Below are 22,316 nucleotides of genomic sequence, written 5' to 3' on the forward strand. Positions count from 1 at the left end.
CCGCGGGCCCGACCGGCGCGGGCGGCTCGCTGGGTGCGGCGGGGCCGACGGGTGCGGGCGGCTCGGTGGGCTCCGGTGACTCGGACTGCCAGATCGGTGCCGTCGTCCGCACCGGCGTCCGCGTGGCCGTGCCGGCGTGCGCGGGCGTGGGGAAGAGCTTGTCCTGGTACACGAGACCCACGCTAACCACCGCGAGGACGAACAGCACGACGAGCGACATCCAGAAGCCGACCCCGGAGTGGACGAACCGGTCGGCGATGTCCTCCTCGCCCGGCGTCGCGCCGGTCCCCGGCAGGTCCCGCGCCATGTCGGCGAGGCTCGCCGCGACGTTTGTCTGCGCGACGTTCTGGGTGACGACCAGCAGCACGCCGGCCAGCACCGCGACCGCCGCCCGGCCGAACCTGCGCTGCCGCACGTGTCGCGCCAGCTGCGGGACGAACGGCAGCACGATGCCGGCGACCAGCAGGAGGACCACGACGAGTGCGAGCGCCTGCGCGCCCGCCGCCGGCGCCTGGTCGGTTCCCACCACGGCGGCCACGTCCCTGGCCGTTCCCCCCACACCGGGCGCGAGCTCGATGTCCGGGCGCGCGCCGCCGGCCAGGTGCCCGCCGCTGTAGTCGGTGCTGCCCGCGTCGCAGGCGACCGACACGAACGGCAGGAACAGGAACAACAGGAGCACCAGCGCGAACCCGGAGGGGCTCGCGAGCCTCGAGAACGCCTTCATCGTTTCCCTCCGCCGAAAGCGGCAGGGTAGCAACCGGGGCGGACCGTGCCCGGTGCCGGCGGTGGGGCATGATGAGCGCTCGTGACGGAGCACTTCCAGGTTCACGGCGGGGCACGGCTCACCGGCGAGGTCGACGTCGTCGGGGCGAAGAACAGCGTGCTGAAGCTGATGGCCGCGGCACTGCTCGCGGAGGGCACGACCACGCTCACCAACTGCCCGCAGATCCTGGACGTCCCGCTGATGGCCGAGGTCCTGCGCAGTCTCGGCTGCGAGGTCGTGATCGAGGCCGACACGGTCACCATCACCACGCCCGCGGACCTCAACCACCGCGCGGACTCCGCGTCGATGGGCAAGCTGCGCGCGTCGGTGTGCGTGCTCGGCCCGCTGGTCGGCCGCTGCAAGCGCGCGGTCGTGGCGCTGCCCGGCGGGGACGCGATCGGGTCGCGGCCGCTGGACATGCACCAGAACGGCCTGCGCCAGCTCGGCGCACACAGCGAGATCGAGCACGGCTGCGTCGTGGCCGAGGCCGAGGGCCTGCACGGCGCGCAGATCTGGCTCGACTTCCCGAGCGTCGGTGCCACCGAGAACATCCTGATGGCGGCCGTGCTCGCGAACGGCACCACGGTGATCGACAACGCCGCGCGCGAGCCGGAGATCGTCGACATCTGCACGATGCTGCTGCAGATGGGCGGCAAGATCGAGGGCGCGGGAACCTCGACGCTCACCGTGCACGGCGTGGAGTCGTTGCAGCCCACCGAGCACCGGGTCATCGGCGACCGGATCGTCGGCGCCACCTGGGCCTTCGCCGCCGCGATGACGCGCGGGGACGTGACCGTGCGGGGCGTGGACGCGCACCACCTCGACCTGGTGCTGGAAAAGCTGCGCGCCGCCGGTGCGGAGGTGACGATCCTCGACGGCCAGTCCTTCCGCGTCGTCCAGCACGACCGGCCCACCGCGGTCGACTTCGTGACGCTGCCCTACCCGGGCTTCGCCACCGACCTGCAGCCGTTCGCGATCGCGCTGACCTCGATCGCCGACGGCACCTCGATGATCACGGAGAACCTGTTCGAGGCGCGGTTCCGGTTCATCGAGGAGATGATCCGCCTCGGCGCCGACGCGCGCACCGACGGCCACCACGCGGTGGTCCGCGGCGTGGCGCGGCTGTCGAGCGCGCCGGTGTGGGCGTCCGACATCCGCGCCGGCGTCGGTCTGGTGCTGGCCGGCCTCTGCGCCGAGGGCGTCACCGACGTCTGGGACGTCTTCCACATCGACCGCGGCTACCCGGGCCTGGTGGAGAACCTGGCCAACCTGGGCGCGGACGTCCGCCGGGTGAACGCCGCACCCGAGCGCGCCTAGCCGGTCCTGGTCTCGCGCCGCTCGCGCACCCGCCCGGTCACGAACACCGCCACCAGCACCACGGTCAGCCCCAGCACGACCCACTGGAACCAGCCGGCGTACTGGTCGACCACCTGCCAGCTCTCTCCGAGCAGGTAGCCGGCGACGACGAAGCCGCTGTTCCAGATCAGGCTGCCCGCCGCCGTCAACGCCGTGAACTTCCACAGCGGCATGCGCTCCACACCCGCCGGCAGCGAGATCAGGCTGCGGAAGACCGGCACCATCCGGCCGAAGAAGACCGCCTTGGTGCCGTGGCGGTCGAACCACTTCTCGGTGCGGTCGAAGTCCTGCGCCTTCATCAGCGGGACGCGCATGAGCAGCGCCCGCGCACGCTCGCGCCCGAGCCACGCGCCGAGCAGGTACATGATCAGCGCGCCGGCGACCGAGCCCGCGGTGGTCCACAGGATGGCGCCGACGATGGAGATGGAACCCTGGCTCGCCGCGAACCCGGCCAGCGGCAGCACGAGCTCGCTCGGCATCGGCGGGAAGATGTTGTCGATGCCGACCAGCAGCGCGGCGCCGAACCCGCCCAGCTTGTCCATCACGTCGACCGCGAAGCCGGCGACGCCGGTCGGTTCCGCGGCCGCGTAGGGCAGCAGCATGGACGCCTCGCTCTCGTGGGATCCCCTTTGCCCGATTCGGGTACCCGGGGCCGGGCCGGTCGAACCACGAGGCGGCCGAGAAATGATCGTTGTGCGCGGGGCGCGCGACGGGTAAGACAGTGAGGCACTTCGCACCACTGGAAGGGGTCGGCATGCGTGCCCGCCGGATCGGTTCTGCCTTGTCCGTAGGAGTCCTGCTCGTCTCGGCGCTCGCGGCCGGCGGCACCGCCGCCGCGGCCGACCACCGGCCGCCGGACAAGCAGCCGGTCGCCGTCGGGTACGGGGGCGCGGTGGTGTCCGACACCGCCGAGTCGACCGAGGCCGGCCTCGACGTGCTGCGCAAGGGCGGTACCGCCGCCGACGCGGCGGTCGCCGTGGCCGCGACGCTCGGCGTCACCGACCCCTACGTCGCGGGCGTCGGCGGGGGCGGCTACTTCGTCCACTACGACGCGCGGACCCGCAAGGTGTCCACGATCGACGGTCGGGAGACGACCCCGGCGGCCGGTAGCGAGACGATGTTCGTCGACCCGGCGACCGGCCAGCCCTACCCGTTCCCGGTCGCGGTGACCAGCGGGCTCGGCGTCGGCGTGCCCGGCATGCTCGCCACCTGGGAGCGGGCGCTGGACAAGTGGGGCCGCTTCGACCTCGACGACAACCTGCGCCCGGCGATCAAGGTGGCCGACCGCGGGTTCACCGTCGACGCCGCCTTCCGCGAGCAGACCCGGCAGAACGAGAAGCGGTTCCGGCAGTTCGGCGCCACGCGGGACCTGTTCCTGCCCGGCGGGGAGCTGCCCGAGGTCGGCTCGAAGCTGCGCAACCCGGACCTGGCCGACACCTACCGCGAGATCGCGCGGCACGGCACCCGCGCGCTCTACGGCGGCTCGATCGGTCGCGACATGGTCGACGCCGTGCGCACGCCGCCGGTCGCCCCGGACGCGACGATCGACCCGCTGCCCGGTCTGATGACCGTGCGGGACCTGCGCGACTACGAGACGATCGACCGCCGCCCGACGCACCTGAGCTACCGCGGGCTCGACGTGTACGGCATGGCGCCGTCTTCCAGCGGCGGCATCACGGTGGGCGAGTCGCTGAACATCCTGGAGAGGTTCGACCTGTCCGAGATGGACCGTGCCCAGGCGCTGCACCACTACCTGGAGGCGACCCGGCTCGCGTTCGCCGACCGCGGCCGCTTCATCGGCGATCCGGCCTATGTGGACGTTCCGCAGCGGCAGCTGCTGTCGGACCGGTTCGCGGCCCAGCGCGCGTGCGAGATCGACCCGGCCCAGGCCGCGACGAGCCCGGTGCCCCCGGGCGACCCGAACGGCCCGGGTACCTGCACCGCGACCGGCGCCGCGACGCCGGACGTGAACCAGGGTGTGCACACCAACCACTTCGTGGTGAGCGACAAGTGGGGCAACGTGGTGTCGTACACGAACACCATCGAGCAGCTGGGCGGCAGCGGCATCGTCGTGCCGGGGCGCGGGTTCCTGCTCAACAACGAGCTGACGGACTTCAACTTCGCCCCGACGCAGGGCGACGCGCCCGACCCGAACCTGGCGGCCCCCGGCAAGCGTCCGCGGTCGAGCATGTCCCCGACGATCGTGCTGCGGGACGGCAAGCCGTTCCTGGCCGTCGGCTCCCCGGGCGGCGCGACGATCATCACCACGGTGATCCAGATCCTGGTCAACCGGGTCGACCTCGGCATGACGCTGCCGGAGGCCATCGCCGCGCCGCGCGCCTCGCAGCGCAACTCGGCCACGACACAGGTGGAGCCGGCGTTCCTGGAGCTACCCGTGGTCGCGGAGCTGCAGGCTCTTGGCCACACGCTCGCGGTGAACAACACCTCGCCGCTGGACCCGGACATCAGGACCAGCGGTGACATCGGTGTCGCGTCGGGCCTGGAGTTCGTCGGCCACGGCAAGGTGGTCGCGGCCGGCGAGCCGAAGCGCCGGGGCGGCAGCGCCGCGGGCGTGGTGCATCCGTCCCGTTAGGACAGATGGGCGGGTCGCCGGCCGGCGGCCCGCCCTGGTTCAGCGGACCGTGACCGCCACCCGCTGCGCCATGTTGTTCGCCATGCCCTGCAGGTTCCACGGCTGGTCGACCGGTTGCACGCCTTCGGTGTCGGCGGCGCGCACGCGGAGCGTGTACTCGCCCGGGACCGCGTCCCAGGCGAACGACCACGACCGCCACGCGAACCGAGACGTCTCGGGGCCCAGCGCGGCCGGCGTCCAGGTCAGCCCGTCGTCGACGCTGAGCTCGACGCCGACCACGGGTGCGCGCCCCGACCACGCCCGGCCGAAGAGCTCGACCGCCCCCGCGTCGACGATCCGCCGGCGCGTCATGAAGTCCGGAAAGCCCGGCGGGACGACCAGGGCACGCGGCTGGATCCGCGACACCGGCACCCCGGGGTCGTCGGCGTCCGCGCGCAGGCGGTAGGCCACCGCGTTCTGGTACCCGGTGAACCGCGACGGCAGGACGGCGATGTCGCGCAGCCACTTCACGTGCGCCATCCCGTACCAGCCCGGCACGACCAGCCGCACCGGCGCGCCGTGCTGCGGGGGCAGCGGCGCGCCGTTCATCTCGTCTGCCAGCAGCACGTTGCCGGACAGCGCCTCGGCGATGGGGAGCGCGCGGGTGTAGTCCTGCTCGACGCCGCGTTCGGTGCCGTGGTCGTGCGCGGTGAAGACGACATCGACCGTGCCGTCGAGCACGCCCGCCTCGTCGAGCAGTGCCGCGAGCGAGCAGCCCGTCCACTCGGCGGTGCCCACGGCCTCGTCCAGCCAGGGCTGGCTGACCGGGCGGGGGAGCAGCCGGGCGCGCCCGTTGCCGGCGCACTCCAGCGTCACCGTCCGCGACACTCGGGGCCGGTCGTGCAGGTCGGCGAGGTCGAGTGTGAGCGGCGTCCGGACGTGCCCGCCGACCTGGAGGCGCCAGGACGACGGGTCGACGAACGGGATGTCGTAGTGCACCAGCAGGTAGTGCAGGCCGGGCGGGGTGAGGTCGTGGCGCAGCGCCTCGAGCGGCATGCCGTGGTTGCGCGCCGCGAGCCGCAGCTCGTCCAGCGACACCGCCTCGTCCACTCCGGCCACGCGTGCCGCCTCGCCTGCCCGCAGCACATCGGTCATGGGCTACAGCGTGCGCCCTGGTGCGCCCGCCGGGAAAGGTTCGTGACTAGGAGGGGTTCGTCAGCAACACATCGATGGCAACGGCCTCGTCGCTCGGGAACACGAGGATCCGCAGCCCGTCCCCGTCCTCGGCGGGCACCGTGGTCGCCGAGACGCCGGCCTGCCTGAGCTGCGTCTCGACCACGCGCGCCGCCGTCGAGGACGGGACCTTCGCCACCTCGCGCAGCAGCCCGTAGTCCTTGCGGTGGGCCTTGTCGGTGTCCAGGCTCGACGCCCACCGCAGGACCAGGGCCAGCAGCGCGAGCACTCCCAGCGGGATCAACAGCGTGTAGTAGCCCACGCAACCATTGTCGCGTGCACCGTGGCAGGAAGGAAGCTACGGAAGCGCCACGAAGGGGGCCAGGAAGGCTCGTGCCGTCGCGGTGTCGGTCCGGTACGTGACGTTCGTGGCGTAGCACGGGACGTCGCCGGTGATCGTCGTCGAGACGAGCACCAGCTCGCCGCCGAGCACCGCGAAGTTCGGCCCGCCGGAGTCGCCGTAGCAGGCTCCGCCGTTGCCGTGCTGTTCGTGCATGTCGAGCCGGATCCAGGTCTTGTTGAGCGCGTTGAACCCTTCCGGTGCCTTCATCCGCACGCCGCCGCCGGGGTGAACGTGCCCGCCTGGCCCGCGTTGGGCCTCCTCGGTTCCGTACCCGACGACCACGAACCCGGTCGCGTCGAGTGCGCGGTTGCCGAGCCGATCGAGCAGGCCGGCGGCGGGCAGCGTCGCCGGCGTGAACGTCCAGCGCGCCGCCATCGCGGCCGCGGGAACCTCGATGACGGCGATGTCGTGCGAGTCCGACGCGGGACCGGGGTAGCCGGGCTCGGTGTGCGCCACGCCCTCGACGCCGACCGCCTGCGCGACGGCCGTCGGGTCACCGGGGTGCTGCGCCTCGGCCGCGTCGAGAGCCGCCTGCACGTCCTGCTCGAGCGACACGTAGAACCGCACGTTCGGCGGCCAGGTGAACGCGGCGGTGCAGTGCGCCGCGGTGAGGAACGTGTTCGCGTCGACCATCGTGCCCGAGCAGACCCAGTCCACCTGGTCGGGCGTGGCCGGATCGTCGTCGTCCCAGGTGGCGACGAGCGCGCCCACCTCGGTGCGCTCCGGAGCCGGGGTCGCGTTGTAGGAGTTGATCGCTGATGCCTGACCGGTGCCCGCCACCAGAGCCGCGGCGGCCGCCACGGCGAGTCCGAGCGACGTTCTCGACGTTCTTCTCATGAGTGATGTCCTTCGACTCACCCCGGCCCCGGGTAGTGGCTGCATTGAACCCCGGTCGGGACGGCTGGCGCTAGGCGTCGCGGAGATCTCCGCGGCCGTCCTCGTCGGCGAGCAGGTAGACGTCGTGCGCGACGGCCGGCCGGTCGGGCTCGCGCCCGTCGTCCTCGGCGACGGCCCGCCAGAACTCCTCCTCCGACGTGGCCTCGCCGAGCACCAGCCACTCGGAGTCGCCGTGCCGGGCCACCCACACCCGGCACCGGCGCAGCCCCGGCCCGTCGAGTGTGTCCTCGGTCGGCGGCTCGCCGTCCATCGTGCCCAGCAGCCGGTCCCGGTGCTCGCGGGAACAGTCCCGCGGCAGCAGCCGGCGCGCCCACCACCCGCGCAGGTGCTCGGCTGCCGAGTCGGCGAAGTCGTCCGCGGCGTCCTCGGCGCCCTGGTCCGCGTTCGGGTAGGCGGGCCGGTCGACCCGCACCAGCAGGTCGTGCCGGCAAAGCAGACCGGAGTAGCGGTAGAGGCGGAACTCGCGCCCGGCGGGTGCCATGCGCGCGACCGTAGTGCGTTCGATCGGGTCTGTGAGGAACGGCACCAGGGCAGCAGCGGTTACCCGCCAGTACAGTCAGAAGACCCTCATGTGGACGGGTCCGACGGAGGTGCCGATGCCGTATCCGACCGATGACCAGCGCGACGGGCCGTGGGTGATGCGCACCTACGCCGGGCACTCCTCGGCGGCGGCGTCGAACCGGCTCTACCGGCGCAACCTGGCCAAGGGGCAGACCGGGCTGTCGGTCGCCTTCGACCTGCCCACGCAGACGGGGTACGACCCCGACTACGTCCTCGCCCGCGGCGAGGTCGGCAAGGTCGGCGTGCCGGTCGCGCACATCGGCGACATGCGCCAGCTCTTCGACGGCATCCCGCTGGCCGAGGCCAACACCTCGATGACCATCAACGCCACCGCGATGTGGCTGTTCGCCCTCTACGTCTCCCTCGCCCAGGAGCAGGCCGAGGAGGAGGGAGCCGACTGGCACGAGGTCGTCGCAAAGCTCACCGGGACCACGCAGAACGACATCATCAAGGAGTACCTCTCCCGCGGCACCTACGTCTTCCCGCCCGGCCCGTCGCTGCGGCTGATCACCGACATGGTCGCCTGGACCGTCGCCAACGTGCCGAAGTGGAACCCCACCAACATCTGCAGCTACCACCTGCAGGAGGCCGGCGCCACGCCCGTCCAGGAGGTGTCCTACGCGATGTGCACGGCCATCGCCGTACTCGACGCGGTCCGCGACTCCGGGCAGGTGCCGCAGGACAAGATGGGCGACGTCGTCGCGCGCATCTCCTTCTTCGTCAACGCCGGCGTGCGGTTCGTCGAGGAGCTGTGCAAGATGCGTGCCTTCGCGCAGCTGTGGGACGAGATCACCCGCGACCGCTACGGCGTCGAGAACCCGAAGCACCGCCGGTTCCGCTACGGCGTACAGGTCAACTCCCTCGGGCTGACCGAGGCGCAGCCGGAGAACAACGTGCAGCGCATCGTGCTCGAGATGCTCGCCGTCTCCTTGTCCCGCAACGCCCGCGCCCGCGCGATCCAGCTGCCCGCGTGGAACGAGGCGCTCGGCCTGCCGCGCCCGTGGGACCAGCAGTGGGCGCTGCGCATGCAGCAGGTGCTGGCCTACGAGACGGACCTGCTGGAGTACGAGGACATCTTCGACGGCTCGCCGGTCATCGAGTCCAAAGTAGACTCGATCGTCGCCGGGGCGAAGGCGGAGATCGAGCGGGTCCAGGAGATGGGCGGTGCGGTCGCGGCGGTCGAGAGCGGCTACATGAAGACCCAGCTCGTCGCCTCCCTCGCCGAGCGGCGCCGGCGGATCGAGGCCGGCGAGGAGGTCGTCGTCGGCGTGAACCGCTTCGACACCACCGAACCCAGCCCGCTCGAGGGCGAGGGCGCCATCGAGACGATCAAGCCCGAGGTCGAGCGTGAGGCGGTCGATGCGGTCGAACACTGGCGCGCGCAGCGCAACGGGTCCGAAGTGGACAAGGCGCTCGAGCTGCTGACCGCCGCGGCGCGCGGTGACACGAACCTCATGGAGGCGACGCTCGAGTGCGCGAAGGCGGGCGTCACGACCGGCGAGTGGGCCGGGGCCCTGCGCGAGGTCTTCGGCGAGTACCGGGCGCCGACCGGGGTCTCCGGCGCGTCGGCGTCCGGCGAGGCGTCCGGCGAGCTCGCGGACGTCCGGGACCGGGTCCGGGTCACGGGTGACGAGCTCGGCGGCCGGCTGCGCATGCTCGTCGGCAAGCCCGGCCTCGACGGCCACTCCAACGGCGCCGAGCAGATCGCCGTGCGGGCCCGCGACGTCGGCTTCGAGGTCGTCTACCAAGGCATCCGGCTCACTCCCGAGGAGATCGTGGCGGCCGCCGTGCAGGAGGGCGTGCACGTGGTGGGCCTGTCGATCCTGTCCGGCTCGCATCTCGCGGTCGTGCCCGACGTGGTCGACGGGCTGCGTGCGGCGGGCGCGGACGACGTGCCGGTGGTGGTCGGCGGCATCGTCCCGCCCCAGGACGCCGAGGTCCTGCGCGAGCGAGGGGTGGCTAGGGTGTTCACGCCCAAGGACTACGAGCTCACCGGGATCATGAACGAGATCGTGGACGTGGTCCGGGAGGCACACGGGATTCCCACGACCTCGGGGTGACCACATGGCCTGGACGCGGCGCCGTTTCCTTTACACCACAACGGTTCTCGGTGCGGCGGCCGTGACGGGCTGCTCGTCGAAGCTCGGTGGCACGCCCCAGGCCGATCCGGACGCCCGGCCCGCGGCGGAGGAGGAGGTCCCGAGCTCCGCGCCCGAGGAGTCCGCCAGCCTGGCCATGGGAGTGCTGAGGTACGAGCCGTTCGTGATCGAGGGCGGCGAGATCAGCGGTGCGGTGCCCGAGGTGGCCCGCGCGGTGCTCGGCCAGCTCGGCGTCACCGACCTGCGGTTCCAGGTCCTGGCCGACGTCCAGGCGCTCTACGCGGGGATCGCGGCCGGCGCCTTCGACATGGTCGGCGGCCTCACGATCGACAAGAACACCTGCCAGAGCGTCGCCTTCACGACTCCCGACTACGTCTCCGGCACCGCGTTGATCGTGCCCGGCGGCAACCCCAAGGGGCTCAACACCTACGCCGACATCCAGGCCAAGGGCGCGAAGGTCGCCGTGATGTCCAGCCTGCCGGAGCAGACCGACGCCACCACGGCCGGCGTGAACCCGGCCAACATCGTCGCGCTGCCCGACCCGCTGCAGATGATGGACGCCGTCCGCGGGGGCCAGGCCGACTGCGCCGCGTTCGACGACATCAGCTCTCGCACGCTGGTCAAGTCCGAGGGCGACGCGCTCACGGTCGCCAAGCCGTTCACGCCACCCGGGCGGTTGCCTCTGGTCGGCGCGTTCGCGTTCCCCCGGGACAAGACGGAACTGCTCGAATCGTTCAACAACCGCCTGCGAGACCTGCACGCGAGCGGCGACTGGCTGTCCATCGTCTCGCCGTTCGGCTTGGCCGAGGAGCACGTCCCGCCGCCGGACCTCACGACCGAGAAGGCGTGCGCCGGCGCCTGAGGTCACGACTCGGGGTGCGCCGGCGCGCTGTTCCCGCCGGTGAGGTCTCGGTTTGCTAACGGCCTTTCTGATCTTGCAGCAGGGCTTTGACCCGGTTCGACGTTGGCCCTACGTTCGGTCCCCAACTAGGACGTGAGAGCGACGTGAGAACGCCGGGTTCGACAGCGAAAAGGGACATCACCATGGCGACCGATAACTGGACACGGCGGGACCTCTTCAGGCGCGGTGCGGCGTTGGGCGCGGTGGCCCTCGGCGGGCCGGTGTTGCTGTCGGCGTGCTCGGAGCGTGCGGACACCGGCAGCGGCGAGGGTGGCACCCTGCAGCGCATCAAGGACGCCAAGACCGTCAAGGTCGGCATCGCCGGGGAGATTCCCTACGGCTTCACCGACAACGGCAAGGTCACCGGCGAGGCGCCCGAGGTGGCCAAGGCGGTCTTCAAGGCCATGGGCATCCCCGAGGTCGAGGCCGAGCAGGTCGAGTTCGACCAGCTGATCCCATCGCTCAACGCCAGCCGGTACGACATGGTCGCCGCCGGCATGGCGATCCTGCCCGAGCGGTGCGAGCAGGCCGCGTACTCCGTGGTCGACTACGTCACGCTGACCGCGTTCATGGTGCCCAAGGGCAACCCCGAGCAGGTCAAGAACTTCGACGACCTGAAGGCGAAGGGGCTCAAGCTCGCGGTGCTGTCGGGCACGATCGAGCAGCAGGTCGCCGAGGCGTCCGGTGTCGCGAAGGCCAACATCCAGACCTACTCCGGCCAGGCGGAGCTGTTCCAGGCGCTGGGAGACCAGCGGGCCTACTGCGGCGCGCTGACCGACATCTCGCTGCGGCAGCTGATCAAGGACAACCCGGACGCGCCGCTGGAGGTCACTGACGGCTTCGTGCCCGTGCTCGACGGCAAGGAGCAGGTCCAGGCTGGCGGGTTCGTCTTCCGCAAGGGCGAGGACGACCTGATCGACGCGTTCAACGCGGAGCTCACCAAGCTGCACGAGAGCGGCGAGTGGCTGAAGGTCGTCGAGCCGTTCGGGTTCACCGAGGACAACCTGCCGCCGGCAGACGTGACCACGGAGAAGCTGTGCGCCGGCGAGTGACGCCGGTCCGGGGCCGGTAGGCGGCGGGACGTGTTCGACGACCTGCCATTCTTCCTGGAGACCCTGCTCGCGGGCGTGCCGATCACGGTGGGCGCGACCGTCGGCGGCATCGCGATCGCCACGGTGATGTCCTTCGTCGGCGGGCTGGCCATGCTGTCGCGGTTCGTGCTCGTCCGCGGGATCGCGCGCGTCTACGTGGAGATCTGGCGCGGCACGTCCGAGGTCGTGCAGCTGTTCTGGATCTTCTTCGTGCTGCCGATCCTGGTGGGCTACGACATCGTGCCGCTGGCCGCCGGCATCGGCGTGCTCGGGCTGAACTTCGGCGCCTACGGTGCCGAGATCGTGCGCGGCGCCGTGCAGTCCGTGCCCAAGGCGCAGCGCGAGGGCGGCATCGCGCTCAGCCTGTCGCCGGCACAGCGGATGCGGCGGGTGATCCTGCCGCAGGCACTGGTCGAGATGGTGCCGCCGTTCAACAACCTGTTCATCCAGCTGCTCAAGGGCAGCGCACTGCTGACGATCATCACCGTGCACGAGATCACCTACCAGGCGCGCGAGGTGCTGGAACGCTTCATGGCGGGCCAGGCCCTGCTCATCTGGAGCCTCGTGCTCCTGCTCTACCTCGTTCTCGCCATCCTGATCACGGCCGGCATGCGGTGGATCGAGCGCCGCGCGGCCGCCCTGGTCGGCCGCAAGCCGCCGAAGCCGCGGTCGCTGCGGCGCATGATCGGTGGCAGCAAGGAGACCCAGCTCGCCGCCAGCAAGAGTGGGGTTGAGGCCTGATGCAGGGCGCCAACGAGGTCTGGAACTGGGACAACGCCTGGGAAGTGCTCCCGCTGATCCTCGGCGACGGCCTGCTCGTCACGCTCCAGGCGACGGTCCTCGGCTCGCTCATCGCGTACGCCTTCGGTCTGGTGCTGGCGCTGCTGCGCCGGTCTCCCATCCGCGTGGTGGGCACCGTGGTCTGGCTGTTCATCGAGGTCATCCGAAGTACCCCGCTGCTCGTGCAGATCTTCTTCGCGTTCTACGTCCTGCCCGACTTCGGGGTGCAGTTCGACGCGCTGACGACCGGCATCATCGTGATCGGCCTGCACTACTCGACCTACACCGCGGAGATCTACCGGGCGGGCATCGAGGCGGTGCCGGTGGGGCAGTGGGAGGCGGCCACGGCGCTCAACCTGCCGCGGACGCGCACCTGGACCGGGGTCATCCTGCCCCAGGCGATCCCGCGGGTGCTTCCGGCGCTGGGCAACTACACGATCTCCATGCTCAAGGAGACCCCGCTGCTGCTGACCATCGGCGTGGCCGACATCGTGGGCACCGCCTCCCAGGAGGGCGCGAAGGACTTCCGCCTGCAGGAGCCGATCACGATCGCCGGTGTCGTGTTCCTCCTGCTCAGCTTCTCCGCGTCCCTACTCACCCGATGGATGGAGCGACGTGTCGGATCACTCAAATCGGTCTGAGACCGCGCCGGCCGGCGACGTCATGATCCATTTCGATGGCGTCGTCAAGCAGTTCGGCGACGTCGTCGTGCTGAACGAGCTGGACTTCGCGGTCAAGCCGGGGGAGTTCGTCACGCTCATCGGGCCGAGCGGCTCGGGCAAGACGACGATCCTGCGGCTGCTGATGACCCTCGAACAGGTCACCCGCGGCGAGATCTGGGTCGGCGGCGAATGCCTGTCGCACATGAAGCGCGGCGAGCGGCTCGTGCCGGCCGACGAGAAGTACCAGCGGGCCGTGCGCAAGCGGATCGGCATGGTGTTCCAGCAGTTCAACCTGTTCCCGAACATGAAGGTGCTGCAGAACCTCACCGAGGCACCGGTCCGGGTGCTCGGCCTGTCCCGCGCGGAGGCCGAGGAGCGGGCCCGGGAGCTGCTGGACCTGGTCGGCCTGTCGGAGAAGGTCGACGCGCACCCCTCGCAGCTGTCCGGCGGGCAGCAGCAGCGGGTGGCGATCGCCCGCGCGCTCGCGATGCGTCCGGAGGTGCTGCTGCTCGACGAGGTGACCTCGGCGCTGGATCCGGAGCTGGTCGCCGGCGTGCTCGCGCTGCTCAAGGACATCGCGCGGACCACGGACATCACGTTCCTCTGCGTGACTCACGAGATGAACTTCGCCCGGGACGTGTCGGACCGCGTGTTGATGTTCGACGGCGGCCAGATCGTCGAGGACGCGCCGCCGGACAAGTTGTTCACCGACCCGGACCACGAGCGCACGCGCACGTTCCTGCAGGCGGTCCTCAACCGCGGCTAGCCTGACGGGCATGTACGAACACCTGCTGGTCAAGACCGAGGGCGACACCGTCCGGATCACGATGAACCGGCCGGCGCGCCGCAACTCGCTGTCCCACGAGCACCTCTCGGAGCTGCTGGCGGCGTTCCGTGCCGCCGGCGAGTCCGCCGCGACCGGGGTGGTGCTGACCGGCGAGGGCCCGGTGTTCTCGGCCGGGCACGACTTCGGCGACGTGGCGTCCCGGGACCTGATGGGCGTACGCGAGCTGCTCGCGCTGTGCACCGATCTGATGCGCACGATCCAGTCGATCCCGCAGGTGGTCGTCGCACGGGTGCACGGGCTCGCGACCGCCGCCGGCTGCCAGCTGGTGGCGTCCTGCGACCTCGCCGTCGCCGCAGCGTCGGCCGGCTTCGCGCTGCCGGGCGGCAAGGGCGGCTGGTTCTGCCACACGCCCGCGGTGCCGGTGGCGCGCTCGGTCGGCCGCAAGCGCCTGATGGAGCTGGTGCTGACCGGCGACGCGGTCGACGCCGCCACCGCGCTCGAGTGGGGTCTGGTGAACCGCGTCGTGCCCGACGAGGACCTCGACGCCGCGGTCGACGAGCTGCTGGCCCGCGCGACCCGCGGCAGCCGGGCGAGCAAGGCCCTCGGCAAGCAGACGATCTACGCGCAGCTGGACCGCCCGGAGGCGGACGCGTACGCGATCGCCCTGGAGGTGATGGCCTCGGCCGCGCAGCTGCCCGGCGCGCGCGAGGGCATGGCCGCCTTCCTGGAGAAGCGCAAGCCGGAGTGGCCCGACTAGCTCCGACTCGGCGCCCGTCGCGGCCCGGAGGCGAGCCGGACGAAGGCGCCGACGCCGATGATCGCGACGACCACCATGCCGGCGCCTGGCCAGGCCTGGCCGGCGCCCCACACCCGGCGGTCACCGTAGGGCCGCGCCTCGGGTGGTACCGCGGCGGCGAGCTCGTCCACGCGCTGCTGGATCTCCCGCTGCTCCGCCGCCGGCAACCCGTCCGGAGCGAGCCGGGTGAGCAGCTCCGCCAGCTGCTCATCCTGCTCGTCGGTGAAGCCCGGCAACGTGACGCGGCCGAGCCAGGCCGACGCGCCCGCCGGCATGCGGCGCAGCACCGAGCCGTCCTCGACGCGCAGGTACAGCTCGTGGGCGTCGTCGCAGCTCGCGCCCGGCGGGAAGCCGACCACGTAGGTCCCGTCGGCGTCGTGCTGCTCGGCGTGCCGCCGAGGACGTGGGCCTCCTGTGAGCGGGAGTGAGGGTGCGGGTAGCGACTGATCGAAGCGAACCATGCTTCCGCTAGCCTGCCTGCCGTGCGTCTCGTGATCGCTCGCTGCCAGGTCGACTACGCCGGCCGGCTCACCGCCCATCTGCCCATGGCGACCCGGCTGCTGCTCGTGAAGGCGGACGGCTCGGTGTCGGTGCACTCCGACGACCGGGCGTACAAGCCGCTCAACTGGATGAGCCCGCCGTGCTGGCTGACCGAGGAGCCCGGCACCTGGACGGTCACGAACAAGGCCGGCGAGCAGCTGGTGATCACGCTCGAGGAGATGCTCAGCGACTCGAAGTTCGAGCTGGGCGCCGAGCCGGGCCTGGTGAAGGACGGCGTCGAGGCGCACCTGCAGGCCCTGCTGGCCGAGCACATCACCACCCTGGGCGACGGTTACACCCTCGTCCGCCGGGAGTACATGACCGCGATCGGCCCGGTGGACATCCTCTGCCGGGACTCCGGTGGCGCCACGGTCGCCGTGGAGATCAAGCGCCGCGGCGAGCTGGACGGCGTCGAGCAGCTGACCCGCTACCTCGACCTGCTCAACCGCGACCCGCTGCTCGCGCCCGTGCAGGGCGTCTTCGCCGCGCAGCAGATCAAGCCGCAGGCTCGCACGCTCGCCGAGGACCGCGGCATCCGCTGCGTCACCCTGGACTACGACGCCCTGCGGGGCATGGACTCCGACGAGTTCCGCCTGTTCTGAGTACCTCTCGGAGCGCGTCGGGAACACACTGGGTGGGTCTCGCCTCGCTTCTGAGTGAATTCCTCGGCAATTTCCGCCGGAGCATTACGGCCTCGCCGGAACAGGCGATATCCCCGGCGAACGCTGTCGCGGAAATGCGGAGGGGTGTGCCATGAGACGAATCGGGCTCTGTATCGGAATCAACGACTACCCGGGGACCAACAGCGACCTGTCGGGCTGTGTGAACGACGCCAACGACTGGGCGGACGCGTTGCGGGGGCGCGGTTTCGACGAAGTCACGGTCATGCTCGACGGTGAGGCCACGCTGCGCGGGATGGCCGACGCGATGACGGCGGCCGTGAACTCCGCGGAGGCGGGCGACCTCGTCGTGATCCAGTACTCGGGCCATGGCACCTGGCAGGCGGACGAGAACGGCGACGAGCCCGACCAGCGCGACGAGGCGCTGTGCCCGCACGACTTCGCCGACAACGGTCCGCTGCTGGACGACACGCTGTTCGAGATCTTCTCCTCGGCGCGCGAAGGCGCCAAGGTCGTGTTCCTCAGCGACTCCTGCCACTCCGGGTCGGTCGCGTCGATCGCGCTGCCGATGGGCGGCGGTCCGGCTTCCGGGACCGTTCGGTTCCTGCCGCCGGGGCCGTTCCTGAGCGGCACCGCCCTCGACCGGGCGCGCAAGGCGGAGAAGAAGCCGGCCAAGGGCATGTCGCGCACGACCGCGCTGCTGATCTCCGGCTGCGACGACCCCGAGTACAGCTACGACGCGAACTTCGGCGGCCGGTTCAACGGCGCGTTCACCCGCGCCGCGCTGGACACGCTGCCCAAGTTGGCTCACGACGCGACCTACGGCGACTGGCACGCGGCCATCCGCACGGTGCTGCCCAGCGACCAGTACCCGCAGTCGCCGCAGCTGATGGTCGGTGACGACCAGCGCGAATGGACCGTGCTGGGCTGACGACCGACCGACCCCGACGCGGCGCGGTCGCGCCATCGCGGGGTTCGCCTCACACGACCGGCGCCCACTGGCTACGGTGCACCTGTGAGGGGACTCCTGCTGGCCGCGACCGGCGCCGCGCTGGCGGTCGCGCTCGCCGGTTGCGGCGGCGCGGTCGACACGACCAAGGTCACCTCCGAGCGCACCACCGTGCCGGCCGGCCAGGGCGGCGGCAGCGCGGGCACCAGCACCGCCGGCGAGCCCAAGGCCAACGACCCGGCCTTCACCATCCAGAAGCTGCGCACGCTCGACCCGTGCGCGCTGCTCACCAAGGACCTGCTGGCCGGCGTCGGCGAGCCGGATGAGAACAACCAGGGCGACTTCTCCGAGTGCGGCAACTACATGACCGACACCGAGGGCGCCGACCTCAGCATCACGCTCACCATCGGCGACAACATCAGCAACGCCCAGGACGCCGACGGCAACGTCGGCGGCCTGCCCGCCATCGAGAGCGAGCTCGACTCCGGCGACGCCTGCTTCAACACGGTCGTCACCTCGACCCAGCCCAACTTCGGCATCACCGTCCAGGCCGGCGGCGAGGCGGAGAAGCTCTGCGAGGCCGGCCGGACCGTGCTGACCGGCGTGGTCGACCGCATCCGCAACGACCCGCCGACCTACGACACTCCCAAGGGCACGCTGCTCGAGCTCGATCCCTGCGAGGCCGTCAAGGACGCGACGCTGCGGACCACGCTCGGCAGCGGCACCGACGCCGGCGCGTTGTACAACCTGCACTGGTGCAACTGGCACAGCGGCACCGCCAACCTCGGCCTGTGGCTGCGGCTCGGCTTCGACCCGGCCCAGGGCTCCGGCGGCCAGCCCGTCTCGCTCGGCGGCGGCGTCACCGGCTACCAGAAGACCACGACGTCCGCGGCCGCCAGCTGCGAGCTGCAGTGGGCGCACCGCAAGTTCGGCGGCGACGACACCGAGATCGTCCAGATCTTCTACGACAAGCAGAAGCCCGCGAAGGGCGAGGACCCGTGCGTGGCGACGAAGAACCTCGCGAAGGCGCTGATCTCGACGTTGCCCAAGGCCTGACCAAGGCGTGAACAAGGCCTGAGCACCGTGCCGTGGCCCACCCGTGAGGCGCGCCACGGCTGGTCCGCCATTCTGGTTACTGGCAGGTAGCATCCGGCGCAACCGGTCCTCGGTCTACCGGAGGTGGCCATGGCGCGCGAGTTCGGATGTGTCGGAGTGGTCGGGCTGGGCACGATGGGTGCCGGGATCGCCGAGGTGGTGGCGCGGACCGGCATCCGGGTGATCGGCGTCGAGCTCGACCAGGACGGCGTCGCGCGTGCCCGGGGACACCTGGAGCACTCGACGGAGCGGGCCCGGGCCGGCGGCAAGCTCGACGACGACGCCCGCGCCGCGCTGCTCGACCGGATCACCTACACGACCGAGCTTGCCGACCTCGCCGATGCGGACCTGGTCATCGAGGCCATCCCGGAGAACCTGGAGCTGAAGGCCCGGGTGTTCACCGAGCTGGAGGCGGTCTGCCGGCCGGACGTGATCCTCGCGTCCAACACGTCCTCGCTGTCGGTCACCGAGATCGGGGTGCACACCGGGCGGCCGGGCAAGGTCGTCGGGCTGCACTTCTTCAACCCGGCGCCGGTGCTCAAGCTCGTCGAGATCGTGCGCACGGTCGTCACCGAGCCGGACGTGGTCGCCGACGTGGAGGCGTTCGCCCGCAAGCTCGGCAAGGAGCCGGTGGTGATCGGCGACCGGGCCGGGTTCATCGCGAACGCGCTGCTGTTCGGCTACCTCAACCACGCGGTGTCGATGTACGAGTCCCGCTACGCCACGCGCGAGGACCTGGACGCGGCGATGCGGTTCGGCTGCGGCTACCCGATGGGGCCGCTCGCGCTGCTCGACCTGATCGGGCTGGACACCGCGTACGAGATCCTCGAGACGATGTACCGCCAGTCCCGCAACCGTTTGCACGCGCCGGCGCCGATCCTGCGGCAGATGATCACCGCGGGGCTGCTGGGTCGCAAGTCCGGGCGTGGTTTCTACTCCTACGACGGCGTGGACTCGCCGACCGTGGTGCCCGACGTGCTCACCCCGCGCCCGCCTGCCGAGTCCGAAGTGTCCACTCGGGACGTCCAGCGGGTCGGCGTCGTGGGCACCGGGACGATGGCCACTGGCATCGCGGAGGTGTTCGCGCGCAAGGGTTTCGACGTCGTGCTGCGGGCGCGGTCGGCGGCCAAGGCGGACGCGGCGCTCGCGGCGGTGCGCAAGTCGCTGGACCGTCAGGTGGCAAAGGGTCGGCTGTCCGAAGAGGACCGCGAGGCGATGCTCGGCCGGATCCGCGGTGTCGTCGAGCTCGACGAGCTGGCCGACTGCGACCTGGTGGTCGAGGCGGTCGCCGAGGAGCTGTCGGTGAAGCGGGCGATGTTCGGCGCGCTGGACGAGGTGGTCAAGCCGGGCGCGGTGCTGGCGACCACGACCTCGTCGCTGCCGGTGATCGAGTGCGCGGCGGCGACCTCGCGACCGGCGGACGTGCTGGGGCTGCACTTCTTCAACCCGGCGCCGGTGATGAAGCTGGTCGAGGTCGTGTCGACGATCGCCACCGCCGACGAGGTGGTGGCGACCGCGCGGGCGGTGTGCCAGCGGGTCGGCAAGCACCCCGTGCACTGCGCGGACCGGGCCGGCTTCATCGTGAACGCCCTGCTGTTCCCGTACCTGAACGACGCGGTGAAGATGCTCGAGGCGCACTACGCGGACGCCGACGACATCGACACGGCGATGAAGGTGGGTTGCGGGCTGCCGATGGGCCCGTTCCAGCTGCTGGACGTCGTCGGGCTGGACGTGTCACTCGCGATCGAGCGCACGCTGTACTACGAGTTCCGCGACGCCGGGTTCGCGCCGGCGCCGCTGCTGGAGCACCTGGTCACCGCGGGCCGGCTGGGACGCAAGACCGGCAAGGGCTTTCGGGACTACTGACCGCAGCCGCATGCGCCGCCGCAGCAGCCACCGCCGCCGCCCACGGGCATGCTCGCGCCGTCGCCGGCGGCCCCGGTGAGGGCGATGGTGGACAGGAGCTTGACGGTGTTCGTGTGGCCGTCCGGGCAGATGGCGGGTTCGGACGACGCGCTCATGGGGCGCCGGACGTCGAACGTCGTGGCGCACTCGTGGCAGCGGAACTCGTATGTCGGCACGGCACCATTGTGCCCTGCCGCTACGGTGACCACCCGTGCCTCGTCGTAACCGGGAACGGCGCGCCCAGCCGCCCCGCCCTCCCGTCAGCGGCTGGCAGCAGCTGGAGTCGGCCCCGGACGGCGACTGGCTGATCCGCCGGGTGTCGGGCACGCAGACGACGAAGCACTACCGCTGCCCGGGCTGCGACCACGAGATCCGCCCCGGCACGGCGCACGTGGTGGTCTGGCCCGCGGACGAGACCGGGGGAGTGGCCGACCGCCGCCACTGGCACGAGTCCTGCTGGCAGGCCCGCCACCGCCGCCGCCCGACCAGCCGGTACTGGTAGCGCGAAGAGAAGTCGCCTGGAGGCAGCAGGTCTGCAACCCGCCGCCACCAGGCGACGCCGCCTACGGCGGCTTGCGTCCGCGCCCTCTGCCCAGCTGTTCGAGAAGCCGGATCGCGTGTCTGCGACCCTTCTCGTCAGCTCGCAGCGACCAGAAGATGACCACCAACTCGGTCAGGTTCCGGAGCGCCAACGCCGCACCCAACAACACACCAACGAGCCACAGCTCACCCACGGCGTGGGCTCCTCTCTCCTGTTATGGCCGGGTCGATCGGACCCCCAAGGAAACGATCGACCGACAGCCAGGAGATGGGCGTTGCTCGCGCTGTGTAGTTGTGCAACTTCAGGATGCCTGAGGTTCGCGATCTCGGCAACGTCCCGCGTGGCCGAAAAATCTTGAGACCGGGTGTCGATCCTGTCGTCGCTGCTTCGACGTGTCAGTGAAGAAGCAAGACGGCACAGATCGGAGAGTCCGGTGTCTCACCCACTCGGTTCGCTAGCGGACAACCTGACCGCCTACGCGATCTACGCGACCGCGCAGGCCGAGATGCGACGCGCCTACTCACTGATCGACGCGGGCGAGTTCGCGGCCGCCGCCGCTGAGATCGACTCCGCGGCGCGGGCCGCCGAGGTGCTGGCCAACGTCAGCGCGTCAGCGGCGGCAGACCGGACGCCGCACTGGCACCGGGTCGCCGCGGCCCGCCGCCGGTTCGCCGAGCGCGCCCGCACCCATGCGAGCGACCAGGCCACCCGCCCCGTGCTGGTCGCCGCCTGAGAATCAGCCGGCGAACGAACGTGCCGCGGCCAGGAAGGCGTCGTTCTCCTCCGGCAGCCCGCTGACGGTCACCCGGGCACCCTCGCCGGCGAAGGCGCGAACCACGACCTTCTGGTCCAAGCAGTGCTCGTTGAACGCGGCGGTCCGCTCGCCAAGCAGCAGCCACACGAAGTTGGCCTGCGACGGCGGCACCTCGAAGCCCATCTCCAGCAGCGCCGAGTGCACCCGCTCCCGCTCGACGGTCACCGGGCGGCACCTGGCCAGCAGCTCCTCGGCCGCGTCCATCGCCGCGATCGCGCCCGCCTGGGCCACCCGGTTGACCGCGAAGGGGATGCCGACCTTGCGCGCCGCGGTCGTCAGCACCGGCGGCGCCACCGAGTAGCCGACCCGCGCCCCGGCCAGGCCGTACGCCTTCGAGAACGTCCGCACCACGGCGACGTTCTCCCGCCCCTCGGCCAGTCGCAGGCCGTCGGGCACCTCGGGGTCGGTGACGAACTCCCGGTACGCCTCGTCCAGCACGATCAGCACGTGGTCGGGCACCCGGTCGAGGAACCGCTCCAGCTCGGCGGTCCGCATCGCCGTGCCGGTGGGGTTGTTGGGGTTCGCGACCAGGACCACCCTGGTGTCGTCGGTGACGGCGTCGGCCATCGCGTCGAGGTCGTGGCGGTAGTCGGCGGTCAGCGGGACCTTGATGCTGCGCCCGCCGATGATCTGCGTGATGATCGGGTACGCCTCGAACGACCGCCAGGCGTACAGCACCTCCTGGCCCTCGGTGCACATCGCCTGCAGGAACTGCTGGGCGATCGCCACCGAGCCGGCGCCGATCGTGACCCGGTCCTCGGCCACGCCCAGGTACTCCGCGGTCCGGACCAGCACGTCGTCGTTGGCCATCTGCGGGTACCGGTTCATGTCGGCCGCCGCCGCGGCGATCGCGGCGAGGACGGACTCCGGCGCGCGGGTGGACACCTCGTTGCTGGACAACACGATCGCCCCGGGGATCTTGCGGCCGGGAATGTAGGCGGGGAGGTCGGCGAGGTCCGCTCGGACGGAGAGTGGCATGTCCCGCATCATGTCATCCGGCGAAGGAGGATG

24 protein-coding genes and 1 pseudogene are annotated in these 22,316 nt (G+C 71.2%); 15 read left to right on the forward strand and 10 right to left on the reverse strand.

Translation table 11 applies throughout. The features are described 5' to 3' along the window. Nucleotides 1-724, reverse strand: a pseudogene (locus ACRDSK_RS14055) (hypothetical protein); the annotation flags it as partial. Nucleotides 725-805: 81 nt separating this feature from the next. Between ACRDSK_RS14055 and murA the strand changes: the two are divergent. After that, nucleotides 806-2,080, forward strand: coding sequence for a UDP-N-acetylglucosamine 1-carboxyvinyltransferase (gene murA, locus ACRDSK_RS14060; protein ID WP_431441100.1), 1,275 nt, complete (start codon nt 806-808; stop codon nt 2,078-2,080). Here murA and ACRDSK_RS14065 read toward each other — a convergent pair. Continuing rightward, entirely contained in the window at nt 2,077-2,721 is a 645-nt protein-coding gene (locus tag ACRDSK_RS14065) for a DedA family protein (RefSeq protein ID WP_431441102.1), read from the reverse strand. The two genes, murA and ACRDSK_RS14065, sit on opposite strands and share 4 nt — an antisense overlap. 152 nt (nt 2,722-2,873) lie before the next feature. Between ACRDSK_RS14065 and ggt the strand changes: the two genes are divergently transcribed. Further along, complete coding sequence (gene ggt, locus ACRDSK_RS14070) at nt 2,874-4,712, forward strand: gamma-glutamyltransferase (RefSeq protein ID WP_431441103.1); 1,839 nt, start codon at nt 2,874-2,876, stop codon at nt 4,710-4,712. A 39-nt stretch (nt 4,713-4,751) separates the two neighbouring features. Here ggt and ACRDSK_RS14075 read toward each other — a convergent pair whose 3' ends face one another. From ACRDSK_RS14075 to ACRDSK_RS14090, 4 genes are all read right to left on the reverse strand, one after another. Then, the gene (locus tag ACRDSK_RS14075; RefSeq protein WP_431441105.1) at nt 4,752-5,846 is read right to left on the reverse strand and encodes a sulfite oxidase; all 1,095 of its coding nucleotides are present in this window, start codon (nt 5,844-5,846) and stop codon (nt 4,752-4,754) included. Between the two features lie 46 nt (nt 5,847-5,892). Beyond that, nucleotides 5,893-6,186, reverse strand: coding sequence for a hypothetical protein (locus ACRDSK_RS14080; RefSeq protein WP_431441107.1), 294 nt, complete (start codon nt 6,184-6,186; stop codon nt 5,893-5,895). A 36-nt stretch (nt 6,187-6,222) separates the two neighbouring features. Beyond that, nucleotides 6,223-7,104: a trypsin-like serine protease gene (locus ACRDSK_RS14085; protein WP_431441108.1), complete on the reverse strand. Its 882-nt coding sequence runs from the start codon at nt 7,102-7,104 to the stop codon at nt 6,223-6,225. Nucleotides 7,105-7,174: 70 nt separating this feature from the next. Next, nucleotides 7,175-7,645, reverse strand: a complete 471-nt coding sequence (locus ACRDSK_RS14090; RefSeq protein WP_431441109.1) for a hypothetical protein — start codon at nt 7,643-7,645, stop codon at nt 7,175-7,177. Between the two features lie 115 nt (nt 7,646-7,760). Here ACRDSK_RS14090 and ACRDSK_RS14095 point away from each other — a divergent pair, with 115 nt between their 5' ends. The 7 genes from ACRDSK_RS14095 to ACRDSK_RS14125 all read left to right on the forward strand — a co-directional run bounded on the left by ACRDSK_RS14095 (nt 7,761) and on the right by ACRDSK_RS14125 (nt 14,802). Then, the gene (locus ACRDSK_RS14095; RefSeq protein WP_431441111.1) at nt 7,761-9,785 is read left to right on the forward strand and encodes a protein meaA; all 2,025 of its coding nucleotides are present in this window, start codon (nt 7,761-7,763) and stop codon (nt 9,783-9,785) included. A gap of 4 nt (nt 9,786-9,789) precedes the next feature. Continuing rightward, entirely contained in the window at nt 9,790-10,686 is an 897-nt protein-coding gene (locus tag ACRDSK_RS14100; protein ID WP_431441113.1) for a transporter substrate-binding domain-containing protein, read from the forward strand. Between the two features lie 182 nt (nt 10,687-10,868). Beyond that, nucleotides 10,869-11,777: an ectoine/hydroxyectoine ABC transporter substrate-binding protein EhuB gene (ehuB, locus tag ACRDSK_RS14105; RefSeq protein WP_431441115.1), complete on the forward strand. Its 909-nt coding sequence runs from the start codon at nt 10,869-10,871 to the stop codon at nt 11,775-11,777. A 30-nt stretch (nt 11,778-11,807) separates the two neighbouring features. Beyond that, nucleotides 11,808-12,557: an ectoine/hydroxyectoine ABC transporter permease subunit EhuC gene (gene ehuC, locus ACRDSK_RS14110; protein WP_431441117.1), complete on the forward strand. Its 750-nt coding sequence runs from the start codon at nt 11,808-11,810 to the stop codon at nt 12,555-12,557. Next, on the forward strand, nt 12,557-13,237 hold the full coding sequence (gene ehuD, locus ACRDSK_RS14115) for an ectoine/hydroxyectoine ABC transporter permease subunit EhuD (protein ID WP_431441119.1): 681 nt from the start codon (nt 12,557-12,559) through the stop codon (nt 13,235-13,237). The genes ehuC and ehuD overlap by 1 nt, the downstream gene beginning before the upstream one ends. A 22-nt stretch (nt 13,238-13,259) precedes the next feature. Then, nucleotides 13,260-14,024 carry an ectoine/hydroxyectoine ABC transporter ATP-binding protein EhuA gene (ehuA, locus tag ACRDSK_RS14120; protein ID WP_431441121.1) on the forward strand — a complete coding sequence of 255 codons (765 nt, stop codon included), beginning with the start codon at nt 13,260-13,262 and terminating at the stop codon, nt 14,022-14,024. A gap of 10 nt (nt 14,025-14,034) precedes the next feature. Further along, nucleotides 14,035-14,802 carry an enoyl-CoA hydratase-related protein gene (locus ACRDSK_RS14125; RefSeq protein ID WP_431441122.1) on the forward strand — a complete coding sequence of 256 codons (768 nt, stop codon included), beginning with the start codon at nt 14,035-14,037 and terminating at the stop codon, nt 14,800-14,802. Here ACRDSK_RS14125 and ACRDSK_RS14130 read toward each other — a convergent pair. Continuing rightward, a complete protein-coding gene (locus tag ACRDSK_RS14130) occupies nt 14,799-15,302 on the reverse strand; it encodes a hypothetical protein (RefSeq protein WP_431441124.1) in 504 nt (167 codons plus the stop codon). The genes ACRDSK_RS14125 and ACRDSK_RS14130 overlap by 4 nt on opposite strands. 21 nt (nt 15,303-15,323) lie before the next feature. On the opposite strand from ACRDSK_RS14130, the gene nucS reads away from it, so the two are divergent. From nucS to ACRDSK_RS14150, 4 genes are all read left to right on the forward strand, one after another. Continuing rightward, nucleotides 15,324-15,983, forward strand: a complete 660-nt coding sequence (nucS, locus tag ACRDSK_RS14135) for an endonuclease NucS (RefSeq protein ID WP_431441125.1) — start codon at nt 15,324-15,326, stop codon at nt 15,981-15,983. Between the two features lie 151 nt (nt 15,984-16,134). Further along, entirely contained in the window at nt 16,135-16,932 is a 798-nt protein-coding gene (locus ACRDSK_RS14140; RefSeq protein ID WP_431441127.1) for a caspase family protein, read from the forward strand. Between the two features lie 84 nt (nt 16,933-17,016). Further along, entirely contained in the window at nt 17,017-18,006 is a 990-nt protein-coding gene (locus ACRDSK_RS14145) for a DUF3558 family protein (protein ID WP_431441128.1), read from the forward strand. Nucleotides 18,007-18,135: 129 nt separating this feature from the next. Beyond that, nucleotides 18,136-19,911, forward strand: coding sequence for a 3-hydroxyacyl-CoA dehydrogenase family protein (locus ACRDSK_RS14150; protein ID WP_431441130.1), 1,776 nt, complete (start codon nt 18,136-18,138; stop codon nt 19,909-19,911). Here ACRDSK_RS14150 and ACRDSK_RS14155 read toward each other — a convergent pair. Continuing rightward, nucleotides 19,905-20,126, reverse strand: a complete 222-nt coding sequence (locus ACRDSK_RS14155; RefSeq protein ID WP_431441132.1) for an FmdB family zinc ribbon protein — start codon at nt 20,124-20,126, stop codon at nt 19,905-19,907. The genes ACRDSK_RS14150 and ACRDSK_RS14155 overlap by 7 nt on opposite strands. 35 nt (nt 20,127-20,161) lie before the next feature. Between ACRDSK_RS14155 and ACRDSK_RS14160 the strand changes: the two genes are divergently transcribed. Then, entirely contained in the window at nt 20,162-20,452 is a 291-nt protein-coding gene (locus ACRDSK_RS14160; RefSeq protein ID WP_431441134.1) for a hypothetical protein, read from the forward strand. A gap of 61 nt (nt 20,453-20,513) precedes the next feature. On the opposite strand, the gene ACRDSK_RS14165 is transcribed toward ACRDSK_RS14160, so the two are convergent. Then, nucleotides 20,514-20,684 (reverse strand): hypothetical protein, encoded by a 171-nt coding sequence (locus ACRDSK_RS14165; protein WP_431441136.1) that lies wholly within the window; start codon nt 20,682-20,684, stop codon nt 20,514-20,516. Between the two features lie 240 nt (nt 20,685-20,924). Here ACRDSK_RS14165 and ACRDSK_RS14170 point away from each other — a divergent pair, with 240 nt between their 5' ends. Continuing rightward, on the forward strand, nt 20,925-21,224 hold the full coding sequence (locus ACRDSK_RS14170; RefSeq protein ID WP_431441137.1) for a hypothetical protein: 300 nt from the start codon (nt 20,925-20,927) through the stop codon (nt 21,222-21,224). A gap of 3 nt (nt 21,225-21,227) precedes the next feature. Here the strand turns inward: ACRDSK_RS14170 and ACRDSK_RS14175 are convergent, their stop codons facing one another. Next, complete coding sequence (locus tag ACRDSK_RS14175) at nt 21,228-22,283, reverse strand: histidinol-phosphate transaminase (RefSeq protein WP_431441139.1); 1,056 nt, start codon at nt 22,281-22,283, stop codon at nt 21,228-21,230. Nucleotides 22,284-22,316: the final 33 nt, after the last annotated feature.

It is taken from the genome of Actinophytocola sp., assembly GCF_050699915.1.
Taxonomy (GTDB): Bacteria; Actinomycetota; Actinomycetes; order Mycobacteriales; family Pseudonocardiaceae; genus Actinophytocola.

Bases quoted from the DNA above. Each gene is read 5' to 3' on its own strand.
- ACRDSK_RS14065 (WP_431441102.1), bottom strand. From the start codon at position 2,721: ATGCTGCTGCCCTACGCGGCCGCGGAACCGACCGGCGTCGCCGGCTTC.
- ggt (WP_431441103.1), top strand. From the start codon at position 2,874: ATGCGTGCCCGCCGGATCGGTTCTGCCTTGTCCGTAGGAGTCCTGCTC.
- ACRDSK_RS14075 (WP_431441105.1), bottom strand. From the start codon at position 5,846: ATGACCGATGTGCTGCGGGCAGGCGAGGCGGCACGCGTGGCCGGAGTG.
- ACRDSK_RS14085 (WP_431441108.1), bottom strand. From the start codon at position 7,104: ATGAGAAGAACGTCGAGAACGTCGCTCGGACTCGCCGTGGCGGCCGCC.
- ACRDSK_RS14090 (WP_431441109.1), bottom strand. From the start codon at position 7,645: ATGGCACCCGCCGGGCGCGAGTTCCGCCTCTACCGCTACTCCGGTCTG.
- ACRDSK_RS14095 (WP_431441111.1), top strand. From the start codon at position 7,761: ATGCCGTATCCGACCGATGACCAGCGCGACGGGCCGTGGGTGATGCGC.
- ACRDSK_RS14100 (WP_431441113.1), top strand. From the start codon at position 9,790: ATGGCCTGGACGCGGCGCCGTTTCCTTTACACCACAACGGTTCTCGGT.
- ehuB (WP_431441115.1), top strand. From the start codon at position 10,869: ATGGCGACCGATAACTGGACACGGCGGGACCTCTTCAGGCGCGGTGCG.
- ehuD (WP_431441119.1), top strand. From the start codon at position 12,557: ATGCAGGGCGCCAACGAGGTCTGGAACTGGGACAACGCCTGGGAAGTG.
- ehuA (WP_431441121.1), top strand. From the start codon at position 13,260: ATGATCCATTTCGATGGCGTCGTCAAGCAGTTCGGCGACGTCGTCGTG.
- ACRDSK_RS14125 (WP_431441122.1), top strand. From the start codon at position 14,035: ATGTACGAACACCTGCTGGTCAAGACCGAGGGCGACACCGTCCGGATC.
- ACRDSK_RS14130 (WP_431441124.1), bottom strand. From the start codon at position 15,302: ATGGTTCGCTTCGATCAGTCGCTACCCGCACCCTCACTCCCGCTCACA.
- ACRDSK_RS14140 (WP_431441127.1), top strand. From the start codon at position 16,135: ATGAGACGAATCGGGCTCTGTATCGGAATCAACGACTACCCGGGGACC.
- ACRDSK_RS14150 (WP_431441130.1), top strand. From the start codon at position 18,136: ATGGCGCGCGAGTTCGGATGTGTCGGAGTGGTCGGGCTGGGCACGATG.
- ACRDSK_RS14175 (WP_431441139.1), bottom strand. From the start codon at position 22,283: ATGCCACTCTCCGTCCGAGCGGACCTCGCCGACCTCCCCGCCTACATT.